The 25975-nt window shown below is 33.3% G+C and carries 25 protein-coding genes; 8 read left to right on the top strand and 17 right to left on the bottom strand.

Annotated features, from left to right (window positions below; translation table 11 throughout):
- From lpxC to BKH45_RS01445, 7 genes are all read right to left on the bottom strand, one after another.
- Positions 1–894, bottom strand: coding sequence for a UDP-3-O-acyl-N-acetylglucosamine deacetylase (gene lpxC / locus BKH45_RS01475; protein ID WP_095273705.1), 894 nt, complete (start codon positions 892–894; stop codon positions 1–3).
- The gene (minC, locus tag BKH45_RS01470; protein ID WP_095273704.1) at positions 891–1445 is read right to left on the bottom strand and encodes a septum site-determining protein MinC; all 555 of its coding nucleotides are present in this window, start codon (positions 1443–1445) and stop codon (positions 891–893) included. The genes lpxC and minC overlap by 4 nt, the downstream gene beginning before the upstream one ends.
- Positions 1438–2847 (bottom strand): M23 family metallopeptidase, encoded by a 1410-nt coding sequence (locus BKH45_RS01465; protein ID WP_180675570.1) that lies wholly within the window; start codon positions 2845–2847, stop codon positions 1438–1440. Before BKH45_RS01465 ends, minC begins: the two co-directional genes overlap by 8 nt.
- Before the next feature lie 10 nt (positions 2848–2857).
- The gene (gene leuC, locus BKH45_RS01460) at positions 2858–4135 is read right to left on the bottom strand and encodes a 3-isopropylmalate dehydratase large subunit (protein WP_095273702.1); all 1278 of its coding nucleotides are present in this window, start codon (positions 4133–4135) and stop codon (positions 2858–2860) included.
- 62 nt (positions 4136–4197) lie between these two features.
- Positions 4198–5163 carry an outer membrane beta-barrel protein gene (locus tag BKH45_RS01455; protein ID WP_095273701.1) on the bottom strand — a complete coding sequence of 322 codons (966 nt, stop codon included), beginning with the start codon at positions 5161–5163 and terminating at the stop codon, positions 4198–4200.
- Between the two features lie 11 nt (positions 5164–5174).
- On the bottom strand, positions 5175–5828 hold the full coding sequence (locus tag BKH45_RS01450; protein WP_095273700.1) for an outer membrane beta-barrel protein: 654 nt from the start codon (positions 5826–5828) through the stop codon (positions 5175–5177).
- A complete protein-coding gene (locus BKH45_RS01445) occupies positions 5818–6480 on the bottom strand; it encodes a hypothetical protein (protein ID WP_095273699.1) in 663 nt (220 codons plus the stop codon). The genes BKH45_RS01450 and BKH45_RS01445 overlap by 11 nt, the downstream gene beginning before the upstream one ends.
- A gap of 140 nt (positions 6481–6620) precedes the next feature.
- Between BKH45_RS01445 and panB the strand changes: the two genes are divergently transcribed.
- Positions 6621–7406: a 3-methyl-2-oxobutanoate hydroxymethyltransferase gene (gene panB, locus BKH45_RS01440; protein WP_095273698.1), complete on the top strand. Its 786-nt coding sequence runs from the start codon at positions 6621–6623 to the stop codon at positions 7404–7406.
- 10 nt (positions 7407–7416) lie between these two features.
- Positions 7417–8454 (top strand): Holliday junction branch migration DNA helicase RuvB, encoded by a 1038-nt coding sequence (gene ruvB / locus BKH45_RS01435; RefSeq protein ID WP_095273697.1) that lies wholly within the window; start codon positions 7417–7419, stop codon positions 8452–8454.
- Between the two features lie 203 nt (positions 8455–8657).
- Here the strand turns inward: ruvB and BKH45_RS01430 are convergent, their stop codons facing one another.
- From BKH45_RS01430 to bioD, 3 genes are all read right to left on the bottom strand, one after another.
- Positions 8658–9185, bottom strand: coding sequence for a ParB/RepB/Spo0J family partition protein (locus BKH45_RS01430; RefSeq protein WP_095273696.1), 528 nt, complete (start codon positions 9183–9185; stop codon positions 8658–8660).
- A gap of 95 nt (positions 9186–9280) precedes the next feature.
- The gene (locus BKH45_RS01425) at positions 9281–10600 is read right to left on the bottom strand and encodes a DUF3440 domain-containing protein (RefSeq protein WP_095273695.1); all 1320 of its coding nucleotides are present in this window, start codon (positions 10598–10600) and stop codon (positions 9281–9283) included.
- A gap of 130 nt (positions 10601–10730) precedes the next feature.
- Positions 10731–11396 carry a dethiobiotin synthase gene (gene bioD / locus BKH45_RS01420; RefSeq protein WP_095273694.1) on the bottom strand — a complete coding sequence of 222 codons (666 nt, stop codon included), beginning with the start codon at positions 11394–11396 and terminating at the stop codon, positions 10731–10733.
- 70 nt (positions 11397–11466) lie between these two features.
- On the opposite strand from bioD, the gene BKH45_RS01415 reads away from it, so the two are divergent.
- Together BKH45_RS01415 and BKH45_RS01410 are read left to right on the top strand one after the other, a co-directional pair.
- A complete protein-coding gene (locus BKH45_RS01415; RefSeq protein WP_095273693.1) occupies positions 11467–11766 on the top strand; it encodes an ATP-dependent Clp protease adaptor ClpS in 300 nt (99 codons plus the stop codon).
- A gap of 8 nt (positions 11767–11774) precedes the next feature.
- Positions 11775–13985 (top strand): AAA family ATPase, encoded by a 2211-nt coding sequence (locus BKH45_RS01410; protein ID WP_095273692.1) that lies wholly within the window; start codon positions 11775–11777, stop codon positions 13983–13985.
- Here BKH45_RS01410 and BKH45_RS01405 read toward each other — a convergent pair.
- Both BKH45_RS01405 and BKH45_RS01400 read right to left on the bottom strand, forming a co-directional pair.
- Positions 13954–14622, bottom strand: coding sequence for a metallophosphoesterase (locus tag BKH45_RS01405; RefSeq protein ID WP_095273691.1), 669 nt, complete (start codon positions 14620–14622; stop codon positions 13954–13956). The genes BKH45_RS01410 and BKH45_RS01405 overlap by 32 nt on opposite strands.
- Before the next feature lie 30 nt (positions 14623–14652).
- On the bottom strand, positions 14653–15819 hold the full coding sequence (locus BKH45_RS01400) for an MFS transporter (RefSeq protein WP_095273690.1): 1167 nt from the start codon (positions 15817–15819) through the stop codon (positions 14653–14655).
- 350 nt (positions 15820–16169) lie between these two features.
- On the opposite strand from BKH45_RS01400, the gene BKH45_RS01395 reads away from it, so the two are divergent.
- The 4 genes from BKH45_RS01395 to BKH45_RS01380 all read left to right on the top strand — a co-directional run bounded on the left by BKH45_RS01395 (position 16170) and on the right by BKH45_RS01380 (position 18640).
- Positions 16170–16796: a hypothetical protein gene (locus BKH45_RS01395; RefSeq protein WP_095273689.1), complete on the top strand. Its 627-nt coding sequence runs from the start codon at positions 16170–16172 to the stop codon at positions 16794–16796.
- A gap of 5 nt (positions 16797–16801) precedes the next feature.
- Positions 16802–17683 carry a site-specific DNA-methyltransferase gene (locus tag BKH45_RS01390; protein ID WP_095273688.1) on the top strand — a complete coding sequence of 294 codons (882 nt, stop codon included), beginning with the start codon at positions 16802–16804 and terminating at the stop codon, positions 17681–17683.
- A 35-nt stretch (positions 17684–17718) separates the two neighbouring features.
- Positions 17719–17958 (top strand): hypothetical protein, encoded by a 240-nt coding sequence (locus BKH45_RS01385; RefSeq protein ID WP_095273687.1) that lies wholly within the window; start codon positions 17719–17721, stop codon positions 17956–17958.
- A gap of 436 nt (positions 17959–18394) precedes the next feature.
- Complete coding sequence (locus tag BKH45_RS01380) at positions 18395–18640, top strand: hypothetical protein (RefSeq protein WP_143428365.1); 246 nt, start codon at positions 18395–18397, stop codon at positions 18638–18640.
- 675 nt (positions 18641–19315) lie between these two features.
- Here the strand turns inward: BKH45_RS01380 and BKH45_RS01375 are convergent.
- Genes BKH45_RS01375 through BKH45_RS01355 form a run of 5 tightly spaced genes read right to left on the bottom strand, consistent with a single transcriptional unit; the run spans position 19316 to position 25802 of the window.
- Positions 19316–20140, bottom strand: coding sequence for a DUF2059 domain-containing protein (locus tag BKH45_RS01375; RefSeq protein WP_095273685.1), 825 nt, complete (start codon positions 20138–20140; stop codon positions 19316–19318).
- A 31-nt stretch (positions 20141–20171) separates the two neighbouring features.
- Positions 20172–21818, bottom strand: coding sequence for an ABC transporter ATP-binding protein (locus BKH45_RS01370; RefSeq protein WP_095273684.1), 1647 nt, complete (start codon positions 21816–21818; stop codon positions 20172–20174).
- The gene (gene copP / locus BKH45_RS01365; RefSeq protein WP_095273683.1) at positions 21818–22018 is read right to left on the bottom strand and encodes a copper-binding metallochaperone CopP; all 201 of its coding nucleotides are present in this window, start codon (positions 22016–22018) and stop codon (positions 21818–21820) included. Before copP ends, BKH45_RS01370 begins: the two co-directional genes overlap by 1 nt.
- A gap of 2 nt (positions 22019–22020) precedes the next feature.
- Positions 22021–24234, bottom strand: coding sequence for a heavy metal translocating P-type ATPase (locus tag BKH45_RS01360; RefSeq protein WP_095273682.1), 2214 nt, complete (start codon positions 24232–24234; stop codon positions 22021–22023).
- A 17-nt stretch (positions 24235–24251) separates the two neighbouring features.
- The gene (locus tag BKH45_RS01355) at positions 24252–25802 is read right to left on the bottom strand and encodes a 2-isopropylmalate synthase (protein WP_095273681.1); all 1551 of its coding nucleotides are present in this window, start codon (positions 25800–25802) and stop codon (positions 24252–24254) included.
- Positions 25803–25975 lie beyond the last annotated feature (173 nt).

Raw genomic sequence — 25975 nt, 5'->3', positions numbered from 1 at the left:
TTATTGGACTGCTTTTACAAATTCAAGCATTTTTTCACTGCTTTCTTCTTCAATGCTAAGAATTTCATAGGCATTGCTTTCAGATAGAATTTTTTGTGTCAATAAAGAATTCAATTTATGACTCCCTGCAAAGGATATATAACTCCCCATTAAAGGCATGCCTAAAATTGCCATATCTCCAATGGCATCTAAAATTTTATGACGAACAAATTCTTCTTTATACCTTAACCCTTCCTTGTTAAGTATCCCACTCTCATCAAGCACAATACAATTACTCAAATTTCCACCTTGGGCTAAACCTTTTGAACGCAAATAATTGACTTCGTGCAAAAATCCAAATGTCCTTGCGCGTGCAATTTCTTCTTTGTAAGCTTGCTTACTAAAGATAAATTTATATTTTTGCTCTTTAATGGCTTGATGTTTAAAATCAATAGCAAAATCAAAAATTGTTCGATCACTTGGCTCTACTCGGACAAATTTATCTCCATCACGAATTTCTATAGGCTTTTTGATTTGAAGAATTTTTCGTGGGGCATCTAATTCTATAATCTTTGCTTCATCTAAAAGCATGCAATAACCTATTGAACTCCCATCCATAATAGGTATTTCTTCGTTATCAATAGAGATTTTAAGATTATCAATCCCATAAGCATTGATAGCTGAAAGCAAATGTTCAATTGTAGATACTCTCACTCCATCTCTTCCCAGTACTGTTGCCATGGTTGTATCCACAATATTTTCAGGTTTCATAGGGATGCTCACACCCTTATCACTCCGATAAAAAACAATACCGTTATTTGCCTCTAGAGGCTCTAGAGTCATTTTTACAGGCACACCTTTGTGCAAACCAATACCAATAAGCTCAACGGTTTTTGCTATAGTTCTTTGCTTCATTGAATTTCCTTTATGGATATATTATCGCCATTTTTTGTAATAATTTTTAGCAAGTCATTTGAATTTATTTTTTCTATTATCTTTTGAGGTAAGATCTCTCCACAAAAAACAATATGACCCGAATAAACAGATTTCAAAATCAAGTATTCACCCCCACATATAACGACACCATCACATTTTCCAAATATACTAATACTTTTATCCGAATTAATTTTTGCACCATTATTAACATTACCAAGCAAGACCAGTTCCCCAAAACTTTCAATTTCCTCACCACTACGAATATTTCTTTGATAGATTTGAGTTTTTACCTGTGGATGGAGTTCTTGAGAATTTTGAGTTTCTCTTCCTCGCAATTGGGTTTGGCTAAAAATATAGTTAATTTGAAGCTCTTGAAGCAAATTGCTCATCTCAGGCTCAATTGGTTCCTTAAATATAAGCAAATAATCTTTAAGCAAAACAAAATTTTTAGTAATAAAGTCAATATATTCTGATGACTTTCCGCCACTTAATTCAAATGCTTTAATATTTTTCTGTCTTGTCTTAATCACTCTGCGCCTTAATAATATTTTTCGCTTTCATAAAAACATCTGTAATATTTGCTTTGATCCATTTGGGATCCATCCACTCCACATCTCTTACTGCATACCCTTGCACCAAAATACCTAAATGCAAATGATCTCCAAAAGCCCATCCTGTCTGACCTGTAAGTCCTATGATTGTGCCTGCGCTCACTTCTTCGCCAAGTTTGAGATCAAATTTTGACATATGAGAATATAAAGAAGCGATACCAAAACCATGATAAATAATCGTGGTATTCCCATATACGCCTAATAAATCAGTTAAAACGACTTTTCCCGGATTGGTCGCTATGATAGGAGCATTCCTTGTACTTGCTATATCCAAACCTAAATGTAAAGACTTGCTAATTTTTTGTTTGCCTAAAAAATAACTGCGGTGATCACCAAAATTTCCAACTACTACGCTACCTTTCAATGGCAAGAATGCGACAAAATCAACAGGTTGGTAGATTTTATTATAATCAACCTCTGTAGCTGCTTTAAATATTGTTGCCTCATCTGAAGTGCGTATTGTTTCATTAATATATTTAAATTTTTCGATATTGTTTTTAAAATCATTAGGGTTACGTTCCCCAACAGTATCGATCAATTCATTTAACTTACCATTTAAAAAATTATCTTTGACTTTTATATTTGAATACTTGTATCGGACACTCATATCTTTGATTAATGGGATAGATACTCTCTTCTGATTAAAAGCCTTATCCAAAACCGTGATAGTGCCATTAAAAAAATTATTTTGCACAGGCCATGCCAAAATAACCGCATAAACCCCTTCTTCCACAAAAGGAAATACTTTAAAGTCATTTTCTCCATTGCTAACTTTTATGGATTGAATACTATTATCAATCACCCTAAATATAAGCAAGGCGCTCCCACCATAACTAATTTTATAAGAATTTGCAATAATATTGACCAAAGGGGCTTGAGTATCCACAGTCAAATCAAGTTCCTTGATCGTTGTATTACCACTAAAAAAGTTTGCATTGCTCCAATCCGTAACAGCAATTTTGTAGTGAATTTTTGTCCCATCAGGAAGTTTGATTTCAGGCTTTGGCAAAGAAAAAGTGATTTCTTTAGGTTTCCCCAAAACTATTTCTAAATCTTTATCCAACACAACAACATTATCAGATGTAACAGCAGTAATTTTATAGTTTTTAATTCCGCTTTCATCACCGGCATGGATTTCTATATTTTTATCAGGATTCCAATAAGCTTGGGCAGGCATTTTTACATGTTCATTCTTATTGGGAAACAAATAAGCTTCTACTGTTGGAGGACGCCCTTCAAAAAAGCTGGAATTGTAAATCATATAAATACCCACAATTACTGCTATTAAGATCAATAATCGAATAAAAGTTTTTAATTTCATCTGCATACCTTTATTTTCTGGGATCTGATATTTTTCCTTCAATAGCACTGATTGCTACCACAGCAGAATTTGCCAAATAAACTTCAGAACTCCTTGCCCCCATCCTACCTACAAAATTTCTATTTGTTGTAGAAATACAACGTTCATTATCTCCCAAAATCCCCATATATCCACCCAAACAAGCTCCACAAGTAGGATTAGAAACCAATGCCCCCGCTTCAAGCAAAATATCAATATAACCCAATTCTTGAGCTTGTTTATAAATTTTTTGTGTCCCCGGTGTAACAATCAAGCGCACATCCGGATGGATTTTCTTTCCTTTCAGAATTTCGCTGGCGATTTTCAAATCACTCAAACGTCCATTTGTGCAAGATCCTATAAAGGCTTGATCAATTTTGAGTTCATCTTTTAATGCTTCAGTAATGCTTTTGCCATTACTGGGCAAGAAAGGATAAGCCACGATAGGTTCAAGCTTACTCACATCAATTTTTAGCACTCTTGAATATTGGGCATCCTCATCAGAATAATAATACTTTGGTTCTGTGCGTAGATTGCCATTGGCTTCTCTTGTTCCTTTCAAAAATTCTTTTGTGATTTCATCTGCAGCAATAATGCCATTTTTAGCTCCTGCTTCAATAGCCATATTGCATAATGAAAACCGATCATCCATACTCATATACGCAATTCCTTCTCCACAAAATTCAAGCGCTTGATACAATGCACCATCTACGCCAATTTGCCGGATAACTTCCAAAATCAAATCCTTACCATAAACACCATCAGCAGGCTTACCTATAAATTCAACTTTAATAGAATGAGGGATTTTAAACCAATTTTTTCCTGTAATCATGGCATAAGCCAAATCAGTGCTTCCCATTCCTGTAGAGAATGCCCCTAATGCTCCATGTGTGCAAGTATGAGAATCTGCTCCTATAATCACATCTCCACTCACAACCAAACCTTTTTCGGGCAAAAGAGCATGTTCAATTCCCATATCTCTTTCATCAAAATAATTTTTTAAGCCAAATTCTTTGGCAAAATCACGACTAATTCTTGCCTGATTTGCTGAAGCGATGTCTTTAGCAGGGATAAAATGATCCATCACGATACAAAAATTATCAGGCTTTGCCATAGATTTTGCTCCTGCAGCGCGAAATGCTTTGATTGAAAGAGGCGTAGTAATATCATTTCCAATGACCATATCAATATTGGTCTGGATAATTTCATCTGCATAGACTGCTTGATTGCAATGAGCTGAAAAAATTTTTTCTGTAATTGTTTGTCCCATTTTTTTATCCTTTGCGTTTTTATTTATTTTACTATTATTTTATTTTATTTATTTTATCTTTTTCAAAATAGATAAATATAACTGGCTGTCCAAATTACAGATCGTTTGAATTCAATATCTTTGGATTCAAGTGTTTTGGTTTCTCCATTATCATTTTTATATTTTGCAGGACTTTCTAATCCCAACCTTAAAAAAGCCCATGGAATCTTCGCTCCTACTTCAATGCGATTTTTTGTATTGATAGTCAAAGATAACCCTGCATTAAAAGTATAATCAACTTGCAACAAAGTATTCCACAAGATATTATTGCTATGATAACTGCCATTAAGGAGTGGTCTGATTTTCTCTTGATTGGCTTCATCAAGCAAAATCATCGATCCAAATCCCAGTCCCAAATATCCTCCAATGAAATGTTTATACGAACTACTTAAGGGAATATCTGCCAATAAATCAAGATTCAATGATCCAAGCATATAAATTAATGAACCAATTTTTTCTCCATCTTCTTTGTTGATAACTCCACTGCTTGGTAGCCCACCGGAAAGCATCACATCGCCATAAACTCTAGCACCAAAATAAGGGTTAAAAAAACTTTGGTATCCAATTTTTCCTCCAAACATGCCTAGTTTAGTTTTTGTTTGAAGTGGGGATTTGAAAACCCCTGTTCTTTGGCTTTTAAGATCAACAATTGTTGTGCTCTGATTATAACGCCCATCTAAATAATCACTATATAATGTCCCTAAGCCAACATTAATCCCTATAAAAAGACCGCTTTTTCTATCGGCACGTCTATATTTTGCAATAAGCTTTTGCTTTTTTTCACCCGAAATATCAGGGTAATGAGATTGGATATAATCTTGATTGGGATAATATTCCCCGGTGTTTTCTCCGGTAGATATTTGATCTTTTTTATCAACAGATGCAAGATAAAATCTTGCATCTTGAAATTGTATTTCTTGAGATTTCAATTCTGAGTGGGTTATCCCCACACAAAATCCAACTATTATAATAAAAGTAAATCTTTTCACACAAACACCTTTTAGAATAAATAATTATAACTAACTAAATATATATTTGTAGTTGATAAAGTCCCTGTTTCTATCTGCTGATTTTTAATAGGAGGTATTTTCATTTCCAACTCAAAACGATGTTTAATATTAAGTACTAAAGCTATACCCAAATTTACATTGACTCCAATACCATAAAAATCAACTCTACTTAGAGAATTGCCATAACCTATCCACGACATTCCTACACCTCCAAATGCACCCAAAGTATATTTTTTGTCTTTATCCAAAGGCATATCAGCAAGCAAATCCAGATTAAAACTCCCTAATTGATAAGCCACTTTATAAGCATCGCTTCTTATATATTCTCCATAAAATCGAAGTCCTGCAATAGAATCATTGAGATATTTTTGATACCCCACCCTTGCTCCATAAAACAAAGGATGCAGATTATTATTTTCAATTGGAGTACTCTCAAAAGTAGCATTTCCCAAAATCCCTCCAACAAACAAACCATTTTTTTGTTTTGCAATTTCTAGACTTTTTTGTTTCTCTTGCAGCTCATAAAGCTGTCCCTTAAGCATATAGGCTTGTATTTCTTTGTTTTCGGAAGAGTCTGTTTGTGCCTGTTGTGCGTGTAAACTCAACCCTATTATAAAAATTAAAATAATTTGTCTAAAAAACATACTGATACCCCACTGAAAATAATGCTCCAAACCATTGAACTTCTTTGTCCGTAACAAGTTTTAGCTCAAACTCCAAGCGATTTTTACTAAAAAATGTTATGCCAATCCCTGTATTGACCATGGCTACAAATTGCGAATTGGCATCATAACCATGCACCATACTTCCTAATCCAATCCCCGCAATCATACCTGCACTAAACCCTCCATATATAGGCAAATCAATCATTAAATCTCCATTAAGAGTAATGCTTGAATAACTCATTTTTCCCAAAGGCTCTTCTTTGCCTATTGTGCCCAAATATTGGACATATATACGTCTGCCCACATAATTTGGCAAAAAAAGACTATCAAAAGAAGAGGGTAAAAAAGTCTGATAACCAAATTTTGCGCCATACCCAAAGAGGTAGTCTCTAATAGCATCATTTGCTACGTTGTTATTCAATGCTGCTACATTTATGCCGATAAAAAGACCTGTTTTTTTGTTTGCTTCTTGAATATTTTTAATGAGTTTAGCAATATCTTTGTATGTTGCTCCCGGATGCATTTTGATATATTGATAATATGAAGGGTCTAAGGAATTATAATCCACCTCTTCACTTGCACAAACAAACCCGCCCAATAGGCATAAATACAATATAACTTGTCGAAACATTGATAAACCTCTCAACTCTAATAGTAAGATTTTATCTATTTTTATATAAAATTTTGTTTTTATATAAAAATTTTTAGAATAATTTTAGCAATACCCTATAAAAACAAAATGTATAATAGCCTTTTACAAGGAGTCATCAAATGAAAAAAACTATCCAAATTCTACAAGCTAAAAAAGGGGTTGAAAAAATCACTGCTATCACTGCTTATGACGCGTTATTTGCCAATCTTTTTGACCCCTATATTGATATTATCCTTGTTGGAGATAGTCTTAATATGAGTTTTGGAGGCAATCAAGACACGCTCAGCATAGGTATTGAAAAAATGATTTACCATACAAAAGCAGTTTGCAAAGGATCTAAAGAAGCCTTTATTATTGCAGATATGCCCTTTGGAAGTTATCAATCCGGGGATATGGCTCTTAAAAATGCTGTAAAAATCTATCGACAAACACATGCAGATGCCATAAAAATTGAAGGAGGCATAGAGCGCTCGGAACTCATCAGACATTTAGTCCATGAAGGGATTGGGGTGATTGCCCATATCGGTCTTATGCCTCAATTTGCACGTTTTGAAGGAGGGTATAAAATAAAAGGTAAAAACCAAGAAGAAGCCAAAAAACTCTTGGACTCTGCTATTGCCCTTCAAGATAGTGGAGCAAGTATGGTTGTGCTTGAAGGCATCCAAGCCAAAATCGCCAAAAATATTACCGAAAATCTCAAAATCCCTACTATTGGCATAGGTAGTGGTATCCATTGTGATGGGCAAATACTTGTATGGAGTGATATGTTTGGATTTTTTGAACGTTTTGAACCAAAATTTGTTAGAAAATATCTTGATGGGAGTTCTCTTATAAAAAATGCGCTCCAAACCTATATTCAAGATGTTAAAACAGGTAATTTTCCAAGCTTGGAAGAAAGTTATTGAGGATTAGAAAGTGGAAAAAATATCTCTTGAAGAAAATAGCCGCATTATTGATATTGAAAAGCTGGATTTTGAAGAAAATGCAGAAAATTCACTCAGACCTACTCTATGGGAAGAATATATCGGTCAAGAAAAAATCAAAAAAAATCTTAAGGTCTTTATTCAAGCAAGTAAAAAAAGAGGAGAATGTCTTGATCATATTCTGTTTTTTGGACCTCCGGGATTGGGCAAAACAACTCTTAGTCATATTATTGCCAACGAAATGGGGACAAGTATCAAAGTAACAGCTGCTCCTATGATTGAAAAAGCCGGTGATTTGGCTGCTATCATGACCAATCTTTCTGACGGAGATATATTATTTATTGATGAAATCCACCGCCTAAGCCCTGCTATTGAAGAAATTCTCTACCCTGCGATGGAAGATTTCAGACTTGATATTATCATTGGCTCAGGACCTGCAGCCCAAACTGTAAAAATTGATTTGCCCAAATTCACCCTCATTGGGGCTACAACCAGAGCAGGGATGTTAAGCAACCCCTTAAGAGATAGATTTGGAATGAGTTTTCGTATGCAATTTTATGGTGTCAATGAACTTGCTATTATTGCCCAAAAAGCTAGCATAAAACTGGATAAACCTCTTGATGAAGATAGCGCAAACGAAATTGCCAAAAGATCACGAGGAACTCCACGAATTACTTTGAGATTACTCCGAAGAGTACGAGATTTTGCTGATGTTGCCGAAGAAGAGACTATCAATCTTTCAACTACAAAATACGCCCTTAATGAATTGGGCGTCAATGAATTTGGATTTGACGAATTAGATTTGCGCTATTTAAGCATCCTCGCTGATGCAAAAAGCAGACCTATTGGACTCAACACAATCGCAGCAGCAATGAGTGAAGATGAAGGCACTATAGAAGATGTAATTGAACCTTATTTGCTTGCTAACGGATATCTTGAAAGAACAGCTAAAGGCAGGATAGCCACACAAAAAACTTACCGCTTCCTCCATATCAAACCAAGCCATAGGAATCCTCAAGGATTATTTTAATATCATTTATCAAGCGCTGCTTGATTTTTAAATCTCAAGGATTATGATATTATTTTCTATTATTCAATTAATTCTGTAAGCTTAAACTTATAAATTTGAGAGAAAACTAATTACAAACTCTTTTTGGATTTTGCCCAAGAAAATATTTTATATATTTATATTTTAGAAACATTTTTTGTTGTTGATTCTAAAATAAACCAAAATCAGACAACCCAACTTTTACTAAATGTTTTATTTGCAAATAAGGCTGCTAACCCGCTGATTTGCTTAAGTCGCAAGAGTTCATCTGCATCCATGCCAATATTTTTCATAATCCATTCATCACTTTTCCCACACTCGATTAATTCCCCAACAATTTTTTGCATTAATTCTATAGAATGCGTGCCTCTAGCACGATTATGGCGTATAGTAGAGGCAATACGATGAGAAATATCTTTATTGATCACTACAACCGGCAAAAGTCCTTTTTCACGTTCATAAATATCTTGATGTTCACGCATAATAGTATATCTATGGAATCCATCAACAATCTCATACTTATCGCTATCTTTGAGATAATAACACACAATTGGCATTGTGTATCCATCATTAAGAATAGATTGGTAAAGAAGAATCATTTCAGGAGTAGCAATATGATTGGGGTTATAGTCATTAGAATGTATCTTTTCTATAGGCACGGGGATGACTTCATAAGCCGGGGATTTAAATGTGGGATTTTCTTCCGGAGACATGATGGATTCCTTCTGTGAAATTTTTATATTAATAATATTACCATAGTTATCGTTAGCATCACTGTTTTAGCCCCATTCAATAACAAATAGATTTCTTAAAAACTCTTATATTTTTCCATTATTTTGGCTATTTTTCCATATTGTTCCTTGCTTTGGGTAAAACTTAATCCACGACAAAGCATATCATTTTTAATAATACAAGTAGCCATACGTCTCCAACTTGGAGCTTGCTTTGCGGATTCTATTTTTTTAGGTGCCATATCAGGAATTTTGGTAAAAATAAAAAGTTCTTTTCCTCTGGAATTGAGCCTTCTTAGAGAACGAACGCCTTCAATCTTTCTGCTTTCTTGGCTAATATGACATCCCTTCTTATTCCAATAGCGAATAAATTTAATAAATTTAGCAATATAATGATCTCGAATCTCCGGAGGCAAAGTGGCTAGAAGTATTTTAGTATAACTTTTCCATGTATGCCCTTTTGGCAATTTGACTTCATAATACCCCATTGCTTTAGTTTTGCAATAAATATTTCCAAAATTTGCTCCGCTCACTCGATTAACTACACTACCCCAAGTTTGGGGTTCAATAGCACGAAAAAGGTTGAGCCCGTTTTTTTGGTCATCTCCATAAGGCTGACAAACTCTCATAGCCGAAAGCGGGATACCTGAAGAATAAAACAAATCATAAAGTTCATTATAATCCCAACCGAATCGATAATTTGCTATCCAAATATCTTCTGTAGTCCAATCATAGATGGGATAAACATTATAGATATTTTCATCAATTTGAGTAGTGTATTGCTTACCTTCAAACATACGCTTATTGGTATTGGCAATAGTTCTAAAACGATTAAAACTTTCATCAGCACGAATACCTACCAAGCATGCAGTCATCAGACCATCTGCCCCACAATGACGTACAAAAGATGGACTAAATTCCTCAAACTCCATCTTATAACGAAAAAAATCAAAAAGATGATTTTGAAGTGTCCATACATAAATATTTTTTTTGGGATTGTGCATTTCTAGAGGATAGGAGCGCACCCATTTATCTTGGTTGTCTTTGTCCCAACATGTCCAAAAAGGTGCAAAAACACTCACAGCATTACGAAGATTAAGGGGCATACAACACCAATGCACTTCCAAATATTGATAGTTTTCCTCAATCATTCGCTTGATATATTCAATTGTGTAAGTATATTGAGCCTCCAAATCAACAAAAAATAAAATTAATTTTTTATTGATTTTATGAGATTTGATATAATCTAAAGCTAAATGCACCATCACGCCACTATCTTTGCCCCCTGAAAAGCTTAAAATAATACGTTCAAAATTGGAAAATATAAAATCAAGTCTTTCTTGTGTAGCTTCATAAACATTGATTTCTCGATATTTCTTGCCATAGCTATGCGTCATTAAATAATTCCTTCACAAATGATTTCAATAAATATTACTATAAATACTATTTTATGATAATAAAAATTAAATATGATTTTAAATAGTAATTATTTTATAAATAAATATTTTATTTTAAAAAAATTTATTATTAATCCCGGCAAAAAAGTAATATTTCTGAAGCAATAGCGACAATATCTTTTTGGAGCAAATAAACATAAGATTTTGATGTGGTATTAAGATAATCAATATAAGGTTTGCTAATATCCCTATAAATTTGAGGATTCATGAGATTGATTACATAGGTGCAAGGAATATCATGGGAAGCTAAAAATTCTTTATTCAAAACCAAGTCATTAATCATGCCCAATCTATCCCCACTTACGAGCAGTAAATGCGCATTCAAAAATCTTGCTAAATCTAACATATTGTTTTTTTCATCAATGGGGACCATCAACCCACCTGCCCCTTCAACAAGAAGCAAATCACAAAAAGAACTCAAATTGTTTATTTTTTGAGCAATGTAAGAAAAATCTGCTTTTGGAGCATTTTCCTCCTGTAATTGCGCAACAAAAGGCGAAGCCGGCAAAACATAACGATAAAAATTAATGTCTTCTAAGCGAAGTTGAGGGAGTATCTGGCGTCCTTTATTTAGATGTGCTTCACAATCTAAAATGCCGCTACCATCATTTCCTGTTTCAATAGGCTTGGCAATCAAAGTCTTTATACCTTTTTGATTGAAATAATCGCTTAAAAAATGCGCTGTATAAGTTTTGCCGATATTTGTATTGGTTGCGCTAATAAACAAGCTTTTCATAAACCACCTTTAATAATTAATAAAATCTGGTAAAATTGTCTAAAAATATTAGATATCTTTTGAGGATTTTATGGCGCAAAGTAATACCCAACTAGATTTAGAACTCTTACTTCAAGAGCCAAAAATGTCGCAAGTCATTTTACTCAATGATGATTATACCACCGTAGAATTTGTAATTGAAATATTAATAAATATTTTTGAAAAATCTTTTATTCAAGCTCAAAAAATCACTTACAATGTCCATCATAATGGTAGTGGGGTATGTGGAGTATATCCTTATGACATTGCAGAATTTAAGGTCAAACAAGCCACAATTCAAGCCCAAAAACATAAATTCGCACTCAAAATTATCATACAAGATTTCAACTAGGAGAAAAAATGAACCATCTCATTAGCCCTAATTTAACACAAACAATCAATGATGCTGTTGAGGCTGCCAGAGAAATGAAACATGAAATTTTAACTATTGAACACCTTTTTCTTGCAACGCTCAATAATGAAAAAGGTGAGGAGTTACTCCGATCTTGCGGATTAGACACATTCCAAATGGAAAAACTTATTCGTCTTTATCTCACCCGCCATATCCCTACTTCAAAAGCGCAAGAAATTTCACTCCCTACACAGACTCCCGCACTTGATAGGGTTTTCAACTCAATGATTGAACATGCTGCCAATGCCAATCAAAAAATTTTAGAAGTTGGAGATTTGCTTATTTTTATTCTTCAAGAAAAAAATAGCTATGCTGCCAAACTTCTAAATTCTGAAGGTATCACACGACTTGATATTCTGGAAAATATTTCAGATACCCAAAAATCTTCTTCAACACAAAAAACAGACAGTTACCTCAAAAAATTTAGCAGAAATCTCGTAGAGCTTGCTAAAAATGGTAAAATCGATCCTGTCATTGGAAGACAAAAAGAAATCAGACGTCTTAGTGAAATACTCTGTCGTCGTAAAAAAAACAATCCGATTCTTATTGGCGAACCCGGTGTGGGTAAAACTGCTATCGCAGAAGGAATTGCATTAGAGATTGCGCAAAAAAGAGTCTCTAGCGCCCTCCACCATTTTCAAATATTTGCCCTTGATATTGGCAGCATGATTGCAGGAAGCAAATATAGGGGTGATTTTGAAAAACGCTTAAAGGGGATATTAAGCGAAATAGAAGAGATCCCCCATGCAGTGCTTTTTATTGATGAAATTCACACAATTGTAGGAGCAGGATCAACAACAGGGGGAACTTTGGATGCTTCCAATTTACTCAAACCTGCGCTTGCTAATGGATCGCTTCGATGTATTGGGGCAACTACTTATACAGAATACAAAAGTTATTTTGATAAAGATAAAGCACTCTCTAGGCGATTTGCCAAAGTAGAAGTCAATGAACCTAACTTGGAAGATTGTTATAAAATCATAGAGGGGCTTTCTCCTATTTATGAAAAGTATCATCAAATCACTTATACCCCCGAAGCTCTCAAAGCCTGTGTCGATCTATCCCACCGCTATATAAGTGATAAATTTTTGCCGGATAAAGCCATTGATCTTATGGATGAAGTTGGGGCAAGCTACAGAGTTTATGAAGGCAAAAAATCTAAAAATATCACCAAAACAGATATTGAAAATATTATTTCAAAAAGTATTCACATTCCAAAATCACAAATTAGTACCGATGAAAAAGGGTTATTAAAAAATCTTGCTAAAAAACTAAAATCTCGTATTTTTTCTCAACAAAAAGCTATTGATACCCTTACTCAAGCCATCAAAGTCAATCAAGCCGGACTTGGAGTGCCTCATCGTCCTATAGGAAGTTTTTTATTTATAGGTCCAAGCGGAGTAGGCAAAACAGAGCTTAGCAAAGAACTTGCTCAAGCATTAGGAGTGCATTTTGAAAAGTTTGATATGAGTGAATACATGGAATCCCATAGTGTATCCAGACTCATTGGAGCTCCGGCAGGGTATATAGGATTTGAACAAGGAGGACTCCTTATTGATGCCATCAAAAAACACCCTCATTGCGTATTGTTACTTGATGAGATCGAAAAAGCCCATCAAGATATTTATAATATTCTTTTGCAAGTAATGGATAGCGCTTCTTTAACAGACAATGCAGGCAATAAGGCGGATTTCAAAAATGTAATTTTAATCATGACCTCCAATGCCGGAAGCAACCAAAGCAATCCTTTAGGTTTTGGCAACATGCAAAACAACAAACATGAAAATGCCCTAAAAGATATTTTTAGTCCTGAATTTAGAAGTAGGCTAGATGCAGTTATTCCCTTCTCTCCATTGGGAGAAAAAGAATTTGAAAAAATTGCAAAAAAATATATTCAAGATCTTAATTCTCAGCTTGCAGACAAAAATATTTTAATTGATCTGGACCCAAAAGCATCTAAAAATATTGCCCAAAGAAGTTATGAAAATTCATTAGGAGCAAGAGAAATTCGCAAGATTATAGATGTTGAAATCAAACTTAAGATTAGCGATGAGATTTTATTTGGAACATTAAAAAATGGAGGAAATATCAAGATTAGCGCAGATAAAAATGGTTTAAAATTAACATTTAAAAAGAACGCATTGCCATTACATCTCTAATTTTAATAGGCATAAAATTCGTTTTTTCAGCGCTTACATTTAAGCAAAATGAATTTTTGGTATTTCTAGAATGTGTATGCCCATGGATATTAAGTGAACAATCACATATCTTATACAAACTATCAAGAACTTCTCTTGTGCAAGCATAGCGATCGTTTTTCTTCCTATCCATTACGGGGAAATGGCTAAACATGATTCTTTCTCCTGCCATATCTATGACAATTGCATTTAAAAGCTTATCTTTAAAAATATCTTTTCCCCATTTATCTCCAATCTTTTTAAGAATCTTTTTCTTATCTTTGATTTTAAGCTTAATTTTTTTACATACACTCCAATCTGTGAAATCTTGAAGCCGTTTGTATTTTTTCAAATCATTATTGCCTACCAAAAGTTTTTTAGTACCTTCAAGCTCTAAAAGGTATTTCCAACCCCTATTAAAGTATAAATCTCCCAAATGTAAAACAAAATCATCTCTATTTACTTGTGCATTCCACATATTCACGCTGTAAGCATCAAAATCTTGGAATCCGTGTTTTCTGGCAAACAATTGACGTAACGGCTCTTTGACTAAAACATCTTGATGACCAAAATGACTATCTGAAATAATAAAAGTATCTAATGTTAGGGAAAATTTCATGAAATCTTTCTTGTTAAAATTTATATTATTTTAATGGTTTTTCCTTAAATTCCACCTAAACAAAAATAATGCAGCCAATCCCATAAATCCTCCCAATAAAAATGCCATAGAATAACCCCAATGAACATATATAAAAGCGCCTAAATAAGAACCTAATGCCCCGCCAATAAAAAACATGACCATATAAAGAGCATTCAATCTTGCACGAATGTTATCTCCAAGTGTATAAATAATTCTTTGTCCTATTACAAGATTCAAAGACACGCCAAAATCAAGAATAATCCCACAAATCCCTAGCCAAAAAATACTCCCCCAAGCATTTGGAATAGGTATCCCGGCAAGTATCATAGCCAGCCCTACAGACAAAAGCGCGATTTTTGTTGCCCATTCACTCCTCCCGCTATCTGCCAATCTCCCTGCTATAGGAGCAATCAATGCGCCCACCACACCAATAAGAGCAAATAAAGCTACTTGGTTGGTATTAAAATGAAATTTCTCAATCAAAACAAGCGGGGAAACAATCCAAAATAAACAAAAAGCACCAAATGCGAGAAAATGATAAAATCCTCTTTGCCTTAAAAGGGCAGTATTCAAAAATAGATCTACCATTGAAGTAAGAAGTTTAAAATAATTTATACGATTCATAGGCTGTTTTGTGGGCATCAACAATAAAAAAGCTATTACCAATAACAAACCCAGTGTTGCAGAGAAAATAAACACACCACTCCAACCTATTTGCCCCGAAAGAAAGCTTGAGATTGGTCTAGCCAACATAATTCCAAAAAGCAACCCACTCATAATTCTACCAACCGTAGCCCCACGAATATTTTCAGGGACCATCGAAGCCCCAAAAGGAACAATCATTTGAACACTTGAAGCTGAAATACCCACCATCAAAAACACAGCAAGAAGACTCAAAAAATTCTGAGAAAATCCTGTTAAAAACAAAGCGATGACATTCAAGATCATTATAGAAATAATAAGTTTTTTATTTTCCAAAATATCCAGCAGAGGAACAAGAAAAAACATACCCAAAGCATAGCCAACTTGCGTGATTGTTGTAATAAAAGCAATATTTTCAACACCAATATTCAAAGAATTAGCGATTTGAGACAAGATTGGTTGGGCATAATAAAGATTGGCTACTATTACCCCACAAGCAAGAGCAAATAAAAAATTTAATAAACTTTTTTGCATATAAAACCTTATTTTAGGTTAGATAATATTAATTCAAAATTATATTCGGATTATTTAAATAAGATTTTATATAAAGAGATATTACGCTATAATTACGGCTATGAAAATTCTATGGCAGGGTATGAAATGTGGGATATTGAAGATGAAATTAATTTTTTTATCAATGCTTTAAAGGGGAAATTTGTCACAGCAAATGATTTGTTTTATTTAATTGAAGGAAAATTTTAGCTTACATACCAAAAACAATCAAAGAAAATATCCCTACGCTTCAATCCGGAAATTCTCTTATAGGAAATTATACAGAAACATGGTGTCAAAAGATTTTAGAACCTTTAGCCGGAGAATTGAATTTGTTTGCTATTAATGGTGTTGTTTGCGAAAAACCGGGACTGAGTAAAAATTCACGAGCTGATCTCGCTTTTTGTAAAAAGGATAGCATTTATCAAAAACCTGAAGACATACAAATCATATTTGAAATAAAAATGAGTATTGTTCATAATTATGAATTTTTTAAAAATGAAATTAAATTTATTGGAGATTATCGTACACACAAGGCTTTGCCTTCGTTAATGAGGAGTGATAGTGTTTTAAAGGCTATTGGAAAAGCTATTAATATTCGGGTTAGCTCTGAACTTTCACGAAATATCCCTATTGTGGTTTTGGGAAATTCACATATAAGTGATAATTATTTACATAAAATAGATCATTTAGGACAATATGGAGTTTTGCAAAAAATGATTTCTATGAATCCAAACTTAGATATCAACAAAGAATCTCCATCAAAATATTTTCAAACACCTCAAAACTTAGAATCATTTTATCAGATGCTAAAGGATATTTTAGTCCAAGATTTTTATTATTTTTCTGCTATGTTGGACAAAAAAGAATTAGGTAAAATAATCAAAGAATCATCTTCTTCTGATAATGATGAAATACAAATTGCAGAAAAATTTTTAAAACTACTCAAAAAGAGATGAAATCAATGAAAGCCAAAACTCAAACTTCTTCATTTGGCGTAAGCAAGAGAATTGGGCATGATTCTAAAAAATTTTATCAATCCAAACTCTATGAAGGTGTCATTGTCCAAAAAAATAAAAAAAAATATGAAAACCTAATCCAAAAAGATAAAATGAACCAAATTTATGATCACAGCAGTGAGCAAATGAATGAAATTCCTGATAATAGCATTCATTTAATGGTAACTTCACCTCCTTATAATGTTTCTAAAGATTATGACGAAGATTTAAGTTTGAATCAATATTTAGAATTTTTAAAAAATGTTTTTAGAGAAACAAAAAGAGTTTTGGTAGAAGGGGGCAGGGTTTGTATCAATGTTGCTAATATAGGTAGAAAACCTTATATCCCTCTGACAACACATATCAATACAGTGATGTTGGAGCTTGGTTTTTTGATGAGAGGCGAAATCATATGGGATAAAAGCGCCAGCAGTGGAGTTAGCATGGCTTGGGGAAGTTTTAAAAGCGCTTCAAATCCTGTATTGAGAGATACTCATGAATATATTTTGATTTTTAGTAAAGGTGATTTTAAAAGAGAAAAAAATAATAAAAATGATTCTATTAGCAAGGATGATTTTATGCAATGGAGTAAATCTGTGTGGCAATTTAACGCCATCAGCGCTAAAAAAATAGGGCATCCGGCACCTTTTCCTATAGAATTACCAAGGAGATTGATAGAATTCTACAGTTTTGAAGACGATATTATCCTTGATCCTTTTATAGGTAGTGGAACGACAGCTATAGCAGCATTACAACTGAATAGAAATTATATTGGTTATGAAATCAATGCGCAATATTTAAAACTGGCCAATAAAAGAATTACTGAATTAAAAAATACACTTTTTTAATTCTGGTATTACTGAAATATAATTAGGCTAAGCAAGTGCTAACTGATATAAAACGTTTTATCTTTATTTCTGTGCAAGATTTGATAATTTTAACCGGAAAAATTTACAGCAAAATAACACGAACAACTGACGATCTTGAGGAATATAACGAAGATATTGCCGGTAGCATCAAGATTTTGTGGAACTTCAAACAGGCAATGGCTAATTTTCAAGGCGCGCATAATACCATAGAAAATATCAAAGCAAATATCATATCAAAAAGAGAAATGCTATAATCTAAATAAAAATTCATTGATGAGAAAGATTTCAAAGAAGCTGCAGTTAGAAAAGAGATTATCAACCCACTATTAAAAGAACCGGGGTTTATTCTTGAGCCAACAAAAAACAACCCTTAAGCTTTATAGTTTCTATTAAATTAAAAACTGCCGCCATTATAGGCTCAAATTCAAAGATAGAAAAAGATAAAATCTTAATTCCAAATTACGCGTTTTTTGTGAATGGGAAACCCATTTGTATTTTAGAAACCAAAGCTTCTGCAGAAAATATTACAAGTGGGAAAAACACTCAACAAGCCCTCAATTATGGCAAACAATTGTAGAATATACCCAAGAAATTGGATTTAAATATATAGGCAGTATAAGACAAAGCAATGGGTAATCAAGTTTTAAAAAAATTCAAAATCCTTTTACGGCATTAAGCGGGTAACTTATTATGCATTTTAGAAAAGTAAGGAATCCTAAAATATTGGTTAAAGAATCATTAGGAGATAATTTTGAATCAATATTTAATCACATTGAAGCCTTGATAGCCGGAGATAATGGTGCAAGTCCGGAAGAGATCTATGGAGAACTTACTATTGCCGGACTTGAGATGGGATTTTTATACGAATTAGGAAATAAATTTGATACATTAATCCCAATTATCAATGAAAATTTCAAATATGATGAAAACACATAAAAATACCATATTAAAAAATGGAATAAGTTTAAAATTCATATTCCATTAAAATTAATAACAAAATATTTTATTATTTTATTTCTTAAAAAATCTAATCTACAAGGTAAAAAAGTTACTTTTTATGATATTTGTTTAGAAACAATTCCCCTGCTAAAAAATGGGATCACACCTAATAAAGATATTATTAGCGAAACACTTGAAAAAATTGCCACTAAAAAACTCAAAATGGTGAGTATATTTTTAAGGGCGCAGAAATTACTTTGTTTGATTAAGATTGATATATGAATGACAAAGCTAATGATAAAATCTTTATAAATCTGTCTCTTTTACCTATCTTTAAATAAAAAATATTTTTATTATCAATAATTTCACATATCAAGATAATCCCCTACCTAAGAACGCTAATGCTCGCTTGAGTTAGCAGATAGTCTCTTCTCTTCACTTCAAGATTATCTAATTTCTCTCATTCCTCTATATATTTTTAATAACTCCTTGAATTGCCATAAAAATTTTGAGTTCATCATATTATTTCTTGATTTACCAAACAAAGTTTGTTAAAAACTTAAGAGGATGTCCTCATTTTAAGGATGCATATTGTGTGGTAATTCTAATTAATTTTTTAGCAATTTACATTTATTTCTCTCGTATATTTTGATTCTGTTGTCTCTAAGGCAACTAATGTGATAAATTATTTTTAAGAAATAACATAAAAGATTCTAAGGCTCTTTTTTCATAATCGTCATAACCAAAAACATCATCTTTGTCTTCAACTTCAATAATTTTCCTCTCTTTGACAACCATTTCCTTGGCAATATTGGTTTTAAAAAATTTGATGATTTCTTTAAGATCTTTATCAGAAAGTTTTAAAAAAGGTTTTATGGACATCGCTTCAAATTTCTTTTTTAACAATGTGGCTTCTTCTTCACTAAGCTGCCTACCCTCCATTTGTTGGCTTCTCTCAAGCGTATATACAAAACTTGATTGAATATCTTCTAAAATCCCACTAACTTTCAAAAATTCATTTAAATTAGGATTAAAATATTTTGCATCCATGCTTGGGCTTTCATTATTCAAAAGAGAAAGACCAATAGCGCTCACAATAATCATTTTACGAATACTTTCATTATTGGCTAAATAATATTGCGTGCCTGCAGGGGTTTGATAAAAATCAAGTAACTTTTTTATCTCTTCAGGAGTGAAATAATTTTTATAAAAAGAAATTGTCTTTGTTTCTAAAGGCTTTCTCAAAGACGGGATTTGATCTTGGAAAAAATAATTTAGTTTATTTAAAATAACACCAAAAGGAACTAATAGGAACTCCTCCCTAGCCTTAAAAGACAGAAAAACTTTGAGTTCTTCATCAAGCATAACATAAAGTCCATTAAAAAAGAGATATTGATTATATTGGCTATCAACACTTTTTTTTGTTCCGGATATATTGGCATCAAGAAAATTTACCAAAAAAATAAATAGTAAATTAAATATTATTTTATATTTCATTTTTAACTTCTTATTGATTATTGTAGCATATTCAAGAAATTCTCAATAAATGACCATTCTCAAAATGATAAACTTTGTCTGCTAATTCAATCGTGCTTGGACGATGAGCAATCAATATCACAATTTTATCTTTTTGTATAGAAGCAATGGTATCTTTAATCGCTTCTTCAGTTTTGGCATCCAAAGCAGAAGTAGCCTCATCCAGAATAAGCACTTCAGGATTTTTATAAATAGCTCTAGCAATTGCAATTCTTTGACGTTCTCCCCCACTCAAATTAGCTCCAAATTCATCTAATATCGTATCAATGCCCCTATCAAGAGTCGATACAAAATCCCAAGCATGCGCCTTTTTAAGACTATCAATAACTTTTTGTTTATCAATATGATTTCCATAAGCAACATTAGCAGCAACGCTATCATTAAAAATAAAAATTCTTTGTGTAACAATAGCAATATTATCACGAATACTTTTTTGCGTAAAAGAAGCGATAGAAACTCCATTGATAAAAATATCACCATTTGTAGGCTCATAAAGACGTAAAATAGAATTCACCAAAGAGCTTTTGCCGCTACCACTTTTACCCACTAAAGCAATGATTTGATTTTTACAAAAATCAAGGCTTATATTCTTCAATGCCTCAGTATTACCATATTTGAGAGAAACATTTTTAAATTCAATTTTGTTTATAGTTGCTGATAAAATATCCTTACCATCAACAATCTCAGGTTTTCTATCAAGAATTTCAAAAATTCTATCTCCGGCGACCAAGGCCTCTTGCCATGAAGAAGCAATATTTACCAAACGTTTAAAGGGCGTATAAAGCATAAAAAGTGCAGTGATAAAAGAAAAAAAAGCTCCTGCGCTAAGTTTGCCTGCAATCACTTCACTCCCACCCAAATAAATTACTAAAGCAATTGCAATTGAACCCAAAAACTCCATTAGCGGAGAAGATAGTTGTCCTATTAACGTTGCCTTAAGACCTAATTTAAAAAATCTATGGTTTTCTTCATTGAAACTTTTCTTTTCTAATTTTTCTCCATTATTTGCTTTGATAATCTCAATATTATTAAATATTTCAGAAAGTTTAGCGGTAATATCAGAGTTTTTTTCTTGATTTAGACGAGAAATTTTTTTAATCTTTTTGATAATTCTTGTTAAAGGATATGCAGCTAAGGGCATAATTACCAACCCTACCAAAGCAAGTTTAGGGCTTTGATAAATCACAACCCCAATTAAGCCTATGACCGTTAAAAGTTCGCGCACAAACTCTGCTAAATAATTAGAAACACTCGCACGAATCAAGCCAATATCATTTGTAATCCTGGCAATCAATTCCCCACTACGCATTTTATTGAAAAAATTCATCTCCATTTCCAAGAGACGCTCAAGCATACGATTACGAATCTTTCTCACAACATCTAACCCAATATAACTCATGAAATAAGTTTGGACATACATCCCCAAACTTTTACCAAAATAAGCTCCTATAACTAAAAATGGAAGAATAACAAGCATATGGGTATCTTTTTTGATAAAAATATCATCTAAAACAGGCTTGACCAAGTAAGTTCCCCAAGCCGTGCAAGCAGCTGTCAAAATCGTAGCTAGAAATGCAATAAAAAAATAAAAATAATAATCTTTAACATATGGATAAAATCGCTTTAAAAACCTTTTCATCAATCCACTTCATAACCGGCATCAAGAATTGCATCAGAAATACTTTTTTGGGTAGCAGGCGCCTCAAATTCAACATTTACAATCTTTTTAGACAAATCCACATCCACTAATTGCACCCCCTCAATCTCACCTATGAATTTCTCTATTTTATCTACACAATGTTGGCAACTCATTCCTGATACTTGAAATGTTTCTTTCATCTTTAATCCTTAAATTTAAATTTTCTAAGCCTTTGAGCATTGACAACCACACTTAAACTGCTTAGACTCATAGCTAAGGAGGCTATCATGGGGTTAAGCAAAATACCTGCCCCATAAGCTACCCCACAAGCCAAAGGTATAAATATCACATTATAGCAAAAAGCCCAAAATAAGTTCTCTTTGATATTTTTTATCGTTGCTTCACTCAAAGAAATTGCATTGATAACAGATTTAATATCATTGTTAAACGCTATAATATCGGCTGTATGGATACTCACATCACTTCCTTTACTCATCACCAATGAAACATCTGCTAAGGCTAAAGCCGGAGCGTCATTGATTCCATCTCCTACCATCATCACTATTTCATGCCTATTCTTGAGAGATTTTATTTTCTCAAGCTTGTCTTGGGGTTTAGCTTGAGCAATAAATTCATCTATTTGAAGTTCATTAGCAGCTGCTTGGACATTAGATAGATTATCTCCACTCAAAAGAATTGTTTTTATCCCCATTTCTTTTAAAACAGCTATATATTCTTTCGTATTGGGCTTAAGCTCATCTTTAAGTATCAATGCCCCAAAAACCTTATCGTCTTTTTGACCTTCTTCTCCTACCAAAACAACAATACCATCTTGTTTGAGTGCAGATAAAGGTTTTGATAAACAAAAATTCTCTTCATTGCCTAATTTAATAATCTTTCCATCTATATTTGCCCTGATACCATAACCTGCTTTTGCATCAAAATCTTTAGCAATCTTAGGGACTATATGGCGTTCTTTGGCATAAAGAATAATGGATTTAGCAATTGGATGCTCACTCCCCAATTCTACGCCACTTGCAAGTTCAATAATTTCTTCAGTAGTTTTTGTAGTATCAAAAATTACAACTTCTTGCACCAAAGGTTTGCCGATACTTAAAGTGCCGGTTTTATCAAAAACAATCGTGCTTACCTTGCGAGTATTTTCTAATGATTTAGCATTTTTAAAAAATATCCCTCCATAAGCAGCCCTTCCCCCACCTATCATGATTGACATAGGCGTGGCAAGTCCCAGAGCACAAGGACAAGAAATCACCAACACACCAACAAAAATCTCTAACCCCCAACCAAAATCACCCTGATAAACCCACCAAAATATTCCGGCCAAAATAGCTATCAGTATAACAATAGGAACAAAAATCGCAGAAACCTTATCTGCTATTCGTGCTATAGGGGCTTTACTTTCTTGAGCATTTTGGATCAAATGGATAATTTGATTGAGTGTGCTATTTTTGGCACTCTTGGTCGTGCGCATTAAAAATGCTTTATTTGTATTGATAGTGCCTGAATATACCTCATCTCCTGAATGTTTGAGAACAGGAAATACTTCGCCACTCAGCATAGACTCATCAACACTCACTTCATTTTCAAGGATGATGCCATCTGTAGGGATATGACTACCCGGCAAGACCTTAAGAATATCCCCGATCCTAATCCTATCAATATCAATACAAATCTCTTGATTATTCTGTATTTTAAGAGCACTTTTACTTGTATGTGAAATTAATCTTTTGATAGAATCTGTAGCTTTTAATTTGGATTTATTTTCAATAGCTTTGCCTATCAATACAAAAGTAAGTATCACGCACACACTCTCAAAATAAAACCCATCTATTGGGGAATCCATAAAAATCTTTACAAGCAAATAAAAACTATAAAAAAACGCGCTACTTGTCCCAATTGCTATGAGAGTATCCATATTGGGACTTCCATGCACAAGTGTCCCAATACCCCTAATATAAAATCCTCTACCTATATGCATCACAATCAATGTAAAAAATAATTGCAAAACTCCATTTATCTTGGGATCAAGAAAAATATTTGGAACAAAAGAGGGAAAAAACATTCCAAACATTGATAAATAAAGTGTAGCTAAAGTAAAAATAATCCCTAAGGGCAATTTTATTTGACGAGGGAGAAATTTTTTATCAAATTTTTCTATCAAACTCAAATTTTGGCTTATACAATCATCTATATTTGCTTGATAACCTAATTTGGCAATTAAAGCAAAGATTTCATCTAAAGTTACCTTATTCTCATCATAAGTGACTTTGGCGCTTTTTGAGAGGAGATTGACCTGTATATCCAAAATAAAATTTTTTCTTTTTAAGGAACGCTCAATTCCTGTAGAACAGGCTGTACAAGTCATCCCTTGGATATAAAATCTTTGTGTCTTCATAAATTTATTTTTTGCCTTTATAGATTCATAGTGCCCGTTTTGTCTCTTATTAAATCTTTCATGCTTAGATAGCTATTAAGCGCCGCAACATAAGCCTTAGCAGTAGCACTCATGGTATCAATATGAGTCCCATGCCCTATAATTGCAGGCTTGCCTTCTTCAAATTCAACTTTTACTACTACTTTTGCCAGAGCGTCTTTGCCGCTACTAAGAGCCTCAACACGATAATCTTTGAGATTACCCTTGATACCACTAATTCTATCAATCCCCTTGAGAATACTATCGACACTACCATTACCTAATGCACAATCACTATATTCAATCCCATCTCTTTTGATACTCAAAGCAGCGCAATACTTCCCTGATGAACTCGCACTGACTTGAGTAAGTTCAAGCGAAAATATTTGAGGAATATGTGTAGTCTCTTCATTAAGTATAGCTCGAATATCATCATCAAATACTTGTTTTTTGCTATCACAAAGCGCTTTAAATCTAACGAAAGCATTTTGCAATTCTTCTTCATTCACACTAAACCCTAATGCTTTGATTTTTTCTCTAAATGCAGCCCTGCCTGAATGTTTGCCCATTACCAAAGATCCGGTTTGGATAATACCAACATCTTGGGGCTTCATAATTTCATACGTTTCAGGATTTTTAAGTATCCCATCTTGATGAATACCACTTTCATGAGCAAAAGCATTTTGACCTACTATTGCCTTGTTGGGTTGGGGTCTAATTCCGGTAATATCAGCAACCAACTTGCTGGAAGGATAAATCTCTTGAGTTTTGATTTTTGTATCTAAACCATTAAAAAGTTCCTTCCTGGTTTTGAGTATCATCACAACTTCTTCAAGCGCAGTATTGCCCGCCCTCTCTCCTAGCCCGTTAATAGTGCATTCCACTTGTCTGGCACCATTTTGCACACCATAGATTGAATTGGCAACGGCTAAGCCTAAATCATTATGACAATGCACTGATAACACTGCTTTATTATTCACAAACTCTGCAATTTCGCTAATAATTTTTCCCATTTCATGAGGAAGGACATATCCAACTGTATCAGGGAGATTAAGCGTAGTTGCGCCTGCTTCCATCACAGCTTGTAAAATTTCTTTTAAAAACCCAATATCACTTCTACAAGCATCCTCACAACTAAATTGCACATCATCCACCATACTTTTGGCATAAGCAACGGCATTTGCAGCGTGCTTAATAACTTCATCAGGCTTCATTTTTAGCTTATACTCCATATGTATAGGAGAAGTGGCAATAAATGTATGGATGCGCTTAAATTTTGCTTTTTTTAAGGCATTTGCCGCAGATAAAATATCTTTTTCAATTGCGCGAGACAAAGAGCAAACAGTACTCTGAGCAATGATTTGAGAAATTCTATCAATAGCTTCAAAATCACCCGGACTAGAAGCGGCAAAACCTGCTTCAATAATATCAACACCAAGTTTTTCAAGCTGTTTAGCAATTTTAATTTTTTCTTCAATATTCATTGAAGCACCGGGGCTTTGTTCGCCATCTCTTAAAGTTGTATCAAAAATTTTAATTACAGGAGACATTTGTTATCCTTATAGTTGTTTTTATTTAAATGAATTTTCAATCCATTAACACATATGCAAAATTAAATTAAGGTATCAAATGTCCAGAAGAAGAGTGGAGTGAATTTTCTTGCTACAATGATAAGTAATTGTGATAAAAACCCTCATTTCAACACTCCTTTTAGAATTCTTTA

The sequence above is a fragment of the Helicobacter sp. 11S03491-1 genome (assembly GCF_002272835.1).
Lineage (GTDB): Bacteria > Campylobacterota > Campylobacteria > Campylobacterales > Helicobacteraceae > Helicobacter_J.
Note: the sequence above shows the minus strand (reverse complement) of the source record. Positions and strands in the feature narration are given on the sequence as shown.

Coding starts and splice junctions, on each gene's coding strand:
- lpxC (WP_095273705.1), bottom strand. CDS start 894: ATGAAGCAAAGAACTATAGCAAAAACCGTTGAGCTTATTGGTATTGGT.
- BKH45_RS01465 (WP_180675570.1), bottom strand. CDS start 2,847: ATGAAATTAAAAACTTTTATTCGATTATTGATCTTAATAGCAGTAATT.
- leuC (WP_095273702.1), bottom strand. CDS start 4,135: ATGGGACAAACAATTACAGAAAAAATTTTTTCAGCTCATTGCAATCAA.
- BKH45_RS01450 (WP_095273700.1), bottom strand. CDS start 5,828: ATGTTTTTTAGACAAATTATTTTAATTTTTATAATAGGGTTGAGTTTA.
- BKH45_RS01445 (WP_095273699.1), bottom strand. CDS start 6,480: ATGTTTCGACAAGTTATATTGTATTTATGCCTATTGGGCGGGTTTGTT.
- panB (WP_095273698.1), top strand. CDS start 6,621: ATGAAAAAAACTATCCAAATTCTACAAGCTAAAAAAGGGGTTGAAAAA.
- BKH45_RS01430 (WP_095273696.1), bottom strand. CDS start 9,185: ATGTCTCCGGAAGAAAATCCCACATTTAAATCCCCGGCTTATGAAGTC.
- BKH45_RS01425 (WP_095273695.1), bottom strand. CDS start 10,600: ATGACGCATAGCTATGGCAAGAAATATCGAGAAATCAATGTTTATGAA.
- bioD (WP_095273694.1), bottom strand. CDS start 11,396: ATGAAAAGCTTGTTTATTAGCGCAACCAATACAAATATCGGCAAAACT.
- BKH45_RS01415 (WP_095273693.1), top strand. CDS start 11,467: ATGGCGCAAAGTAATACCCAACTAGATTTAGAACTCTTACTTCAAGAG.
- BKH45_RS01410 (WP_095273692.1), top strand. CDS start 11,775: ATGAACCATCTCATTAGCCCTAATTTAACACAAACAATCAATGATGCT.
- BKH45_RS01405 (WP_095273691.1), bottom strand. CDS start 14,622: ATGAAATTTTCCCTAACATTAGATACTTTTATTATTTCAGATAGTCAT.
- BKH45_RS01400 (WP_095273690.1), bottom strand. CDS start 15,819: ATGCAAAAAAGTTTATTAAATTTTTTATTTGCTCTTGCTTGTGGGGTA.
- BKH45_RS01390 (WP_095273688.1), top strand. CDS start 16,802: ATGAAAGCCAAAACTCAAACTTCTTCATTTGGCGTAAGCAAGAGAATT.
- BKH45_RS01380 (WP_143428365.1), top strand. CDS start 18,395: ATGCATTTTAGAAAAGTAAGGAATCCTAAAATATTGGTTAAAGAATCA.
- BKH45_RS01375 (WP_095273685.1), bottom strand. CDS start 20,140: ATGAAATATAAAATAATATTTAATTTACTATTTATTTTTTTGGTAAAT.
- BKH45_RS01370 (WP_095273684.1), bottom strand. CDS start 21,818: ATGAAAAGGTTTTTAAAGCGATTTTATCCATATGTTAAAGATTATTAT.
- copP (WP_095273683.1), bottom strand. CDS start 22,018: ATGAAAGAAACATTTCAAGTATCAGGAATGAGTTGCCAACATTGTGTA.
- BKH45_RS01360 (WP_095273682.1), bottom strand. CDS start 24,234: ATGAAGACACAAAGATTTTATATCCAAGGGATGACTTGTACAGCCTGT.
- BKH45_RS01355 (WP_095273681.1), bottom strand. CDS start 25,802: ATGTCTCCTGTAATTAAAATTTTTGATACAACTTTAAGAGATGGCGAA.